Below are 3,381 nucleotides of genomic sequence, written 5' to 3'. Positions count from 1 at the left end.
CAGTACAGCAGGCCGATCCCGGGCGTACCGAACATCTTGTGTCCCGCGAAGACCGCGAAATCGGCTCGCAGCGCGGTGACGTCGACCGGCAGGTGCCCTCCGCTCTGCGAGCAGTCGAAGCACAGCAGGATCTCGGGGTCGATCCGGCCGTGCAATTCCTCGAGGGTGGTGAGCCCGCCGTACACGTGATGGAGATGGCTGGTGGTGATCAGACGGGTGCGCGGACCGACCCGCGCGAGGATGTCGTCGATGTCGGCTTCGCCGGTAGCGGTGCTGCGATAGGGCCGCAACACTATTCGGCGCCCGAACCTGGCGAGGGTGTCGCGCAGGTGGTGCCACGGCAGCACATTGGCGGCGTGATCGGCCGGGTTGTAGAGGATCTCGTCGCCGTCGTCGAGCTCGGCCAGGCCCCAACTGTGCGCGATCGCGCCGAGTGCGGCGGTGGCTCCGCTGGTGAACACCATCTCGTCGCTGTGGTGCGCGCCGAGGAAACCGGCCGCCCGGGTACGGACGGCGGCGATCCGCGCCGACAGCGCGGTGGCCCAGCCGTAGGTGCCGCGGCCCGCGTTGGCGGTGTGCTCGCGGTGGTAGTCGGTGACGGCCGCGATGACGGTATCGGGCTTCTGCGTCGTCGCGGCACTGTCGAGATAGACCACCGCGGGATCGGCCAGGGCCGGAAACCGCGTGCGAATCGAGGCGGGCACCGGGGTGGGCGCGTGCCGGATCGCCGAGGCGGCGGCGAGCTCGGGCCGGACGGGGTGCACCCGCTCAACGATACGCACGTTTCTGGTACAGCTCGCGAAGAATTCTCAGGCGCAAGGCTTTTCGGTGTCGCCGGTCGGTGCCGGGCTCAGTAGTTGCCCTGCAGGTATTCGACGAGGTGTTCACGTTCGGCGGCCAGTTCGGTGATCTCGCTCTTCACCACGTCACCGATGCTGACGATGCCGATGAGCCGGTCGGACTTCACCACCGGCATGTGCCGGATCCGGTGCTCGGTCATCACGTCGCGCAGCGAGGACACATCCTCATCGGGCCCACAGGTGCGAACCCGGGCGGTCATGATGTCGGTGACCGGCCGATCCAGCAGCGCGGCGCCGTGGGCGTGCAGATGACGCACCACATCGCGTTCGGAGACGATGCCCGTGATCACGGCACCATCGGGGGAAACGACCACCGCGCCGATATTGTGGTCGGCCAGTGTCGCGAGCAGGTCGCGCACGGTAGTCTGCGGCGGCACGGTCGTGACCGCCCTGCCCTTGTTGCGCAGGATCTCCGCTATCCGCATACGCGCACCACCTGTCCGGATCGATCGTCGCCCACCAGCATGACCTGTCGGAACCGGTCTGACCAGCACGAAGACGTTACGACCGCACTATTCGTCGTCCAGTCCCGCGGACAGGTACGCGGCAGCGGCCAGCCACTGACGGCACTGCGGACCATGGATGTCGTGTTGGCTCAGCATCTCGCGCGCCTGACGGTAGGTGAGCCCGTTCGGCTCGTCGCTACACGCCGTGGGCGGTGCGCCTGCGGCACCGAGGTGTCGCTGAAACGGACTGCTCATCGAGTCCCCTCCCATTCGGCGACGGGAGGCCCGCCCGGCTGGTGGAGCCGCGGTACCTCCCGGTGATCTTGCGGCCTGAGTCTACGGGCGGTTCGTTTTCGAATGCAAGCACATCTGCACGCTCGTTGCGGCCGTGTCGGCTCGCGATGGGGTTGCGGCGCTTACGAATTCAGGGGGCTGGACGAGACGGTCGGCGCCTGGCCGCGGTCATGACGCCGGGTAAGTACCGACCGGTGCGCGGTGGCGTTTCGCGTGTTAATGTCCCCATCGCGCAAGGCAGATGCAAGAACGTTTGTGCGTGCATCTGCAATTTTCGTACCGGTGGGCATCATTCGACAACGAGGAGTGCGGTATGTCCGGAATGCAGCATGATCAGCGTGAACGCCCGGGAGACGGTGCGTGGCGCAAAAGCACCTACAGCAACCCCAGCGGCAACTGTGTCGAGGTCGCCGAAGCCGCCGACGGCTCGGTCGCCGTACGCAACTCGCGCGACCCGCAGGGGTCGGTGATCTTCTACACCCGGCCCGAGATCGACGCATTCATCCGCGGCGCGAAGGCCGGAGAGTTCGACTACCTCACCGGGTAATCGGTAGGATCTGGGTCCATGACGGCTGAACCCGACGAGATCGGTCGCGTACAACCTGTTGTCGACCGTGGCCCCACCGTGTTGCGTATCGCGCTCGGCGGCCAGTTGCGCAAGCTACGCGAGGGCAAAGGCATCACCCGCGAGGCCGCGGGCGACGCGATCCGCGGCTCGCACGCCAAGATCAGCCGACTCGAGCTGGGCCGCACCGGTTTCAAGGAACGCGACATCCGGGATCTGCTCACGCTCTACGGCGTGCACGACCCGGTGGAACGCACCTCGTTCTTCGAGTTGGCCAGGCAGGCAAGCGAACCCGGCTGGTGGCATCGCTACAGCGACCTGCTGCCGTCGTGGTTCAGCACCTACCTCGGCCTCGAGCAGGCGGCCAGCCAGATCCGCACCTACGAAGCACAGCTGGTACCCGGCCTGCTGCAGACGCCGGAGTACACCAGGGCGATCGTCACCCTCGGTTTCGACGACGCCGAAACCGACCGCCGGGTCCAGGTTCGGCAGTTACGCCAGGATGTCCTGCGCCGGGTCGACCCGCCGGTGGTCTGGGCGGTGATCGACGAGGCCGTGCTGCATCGTCCGATCGGCGGACGTGACGTGCACCGGGCCCAGCTTCGCTACCTGGCCGAGCTCTCGGAACTGCCGAACGTGACGGTGCAGGTGCTGCCGTACTCGGCGGGCGGGCACGCGGCGGCGGGTAGTTCGTTCAGCATTCTGCGCTTCGGCGAGCCGGAACTGCCCGATATCGTCTACCTCGAGCAACTCACCAGCGCGCTCTACCTCGAGCGCCGCCAGGACCTCGCGATGTATCTATCGGTGATGGATCAGCTCAGCGTCCAAGCCGAACGGCCGGATCGCTCACGCGAGATACTGCTGTCCTACTCCGAGCGGGACTGACAGCCGAGCGGAGCTGATCGGTCGGGCGGAATCGAACACACGGAGAGCTGATCGGACTGCGCGCGAGGGGCGGGACAGTCGATCCGTGGGTACCGATTCGTGGTCAGTACCGGATACAGCCGGCGGCGATACGCCAGAAAGTATCGGGAGTCAGCGTTTGCAGATCCCAGTCATCGGCCAGTTCGTGCGCAGTGGTCACGATTCGGTCGATATCGAAATCGTTGCGGGTCGCCGCGCCGGTGGATTCCACGGCATCGATGACGAAGGCGACCGCGCTTTCCCTGGACCATCGAGCGGAGCCTGGGTGATCGGCCGCCGCGCGATCGGCGAG

The 3,381-nt window shown here is 66.6% G+C and carries 6 protein-coding genes; 2 read left to right on the top strand and 4 right to left on the bottom strand.

Translation table 11 applies throughout. The features are described from left to right. The 3 genes from ACFWF3_RS29280 to ACFWF3_RS29270 form a co-directional block, all read right to left on the bottom strand. Nucleotides 1-764 (bottom strand): aminotransferase class V-fold PLP-dependent enzyme (locus ACFWF3_RS29280; protein ID WP_379316811.1); only part of this gene is annotated, 764 nt, incomplete at its 3' end. A gap of 86 nt (nt 765-850) precedes the next feature. Next, nucleotides 851-1,285 (bottom strand): CBS domain-containing protein, encoded by a 435-nt coding sequence (locus ACFWF3_RS29275; protein ID WP_379316809.1) that lies wholly within the window; start codon nt 1,283-1,285, stop codon nt 851-853. Between the two features lie 87 nt (nt 1,286-1,372). Further along, complete coding sequence (locus tag ACFWF3_RS29270; protein ID WP_067445892.1) at nt 1,373-1,561, bottom strand: hypothetical protein; 189 nt, start codon at nt 1,559-1,561, stop codon at nt 1,373-1,375. Nucleotides 1,562-1,913: 352 nt separating this feature from the next. On the opposite strand from ACFWF3_RS29270, the gene ACFWF3_RS29265 reads away from it, so the two are divergent. Both ACFWF3_RS29265 and ACFWF3_RS29260 read left to right on the top strand, forming a co-directional pair. Next, nucleotides 1,914-2,147, top strand: a complete 234-nt coding sequence (locus tag ACFWF3_RS29265; protein WP_056817490.1) for a DUF397 domain-containing protein — start codon at nt 1,914-1,916, stop codon at nt 2,145-2,147. 18 nt (nt 2,148-2,165) lie between these two features. Further along, on the top strand, nt 2,166-3,050 hold the full coding sequence (locus ACFWF3_RS29260) for a helix-turn-helix domain-containing protein (protein ID WP_378992032.1): 885 nt from the start codon (nt 2,166-2,168) through the stop codon (nt 3,048-3,050). Nucleotides 3,051-3,153: 103 nt separating this feature from the next. Here ACFWF3_RS29260 and ACFWF3_RS29255 read toward each other — a convergent pair. Further along, a partial coding sequence (locus tag ACFWF3_RS29255; RefSeq protein ID WP_379316807.1) for a hypothetical protein occupies nt 3,154-3,381 on the bottom strand: 228 nt, incomplete at its 5' end.

This window comes from Nocardia sp. NPDC060220 (assembly GCF_042727815.1).
Classification (GTDB): Bacteria; Actinomycetota; Actinomycetes; order Mycobacteriales; family Mycobacteriaceae; genus Nocardia.
This window is presented reverse-complemented; position numbering and strand designations above follow the sequence as displayed.

Coding starts and splice junctions, on each gene's coding strand:
- ACFWF3_RS29265 (WP_056817490.1), top strand. CDS start 1,914: ATGTCCGGAATGCAGCATGATCAGCGTGAACGCCCGGGAGACGGTGCG.
- ACFWF3_RS29260 (WP_378992032.1), top strand. CDS start 2,166: ATGACGGCTGAACCCGACGAGATCGGTCGCGTACAACCTGTTGTCGAC.
- ACFWF3_RS29270 (WP_067445892.1), bottom strand. CDS start 1,561: ATGAGCAGTCCGTTTCAGCGACACCTCGGTGCCGCAGGCGCACCGCCC.
- ACFWF3_RS29275 (WP_379316809.1), bottom strand. CDS start 1,285: ATGCGGATAGCGGAGATCCTGCGCAACAAGGGCAGGGCGGTCACGACC.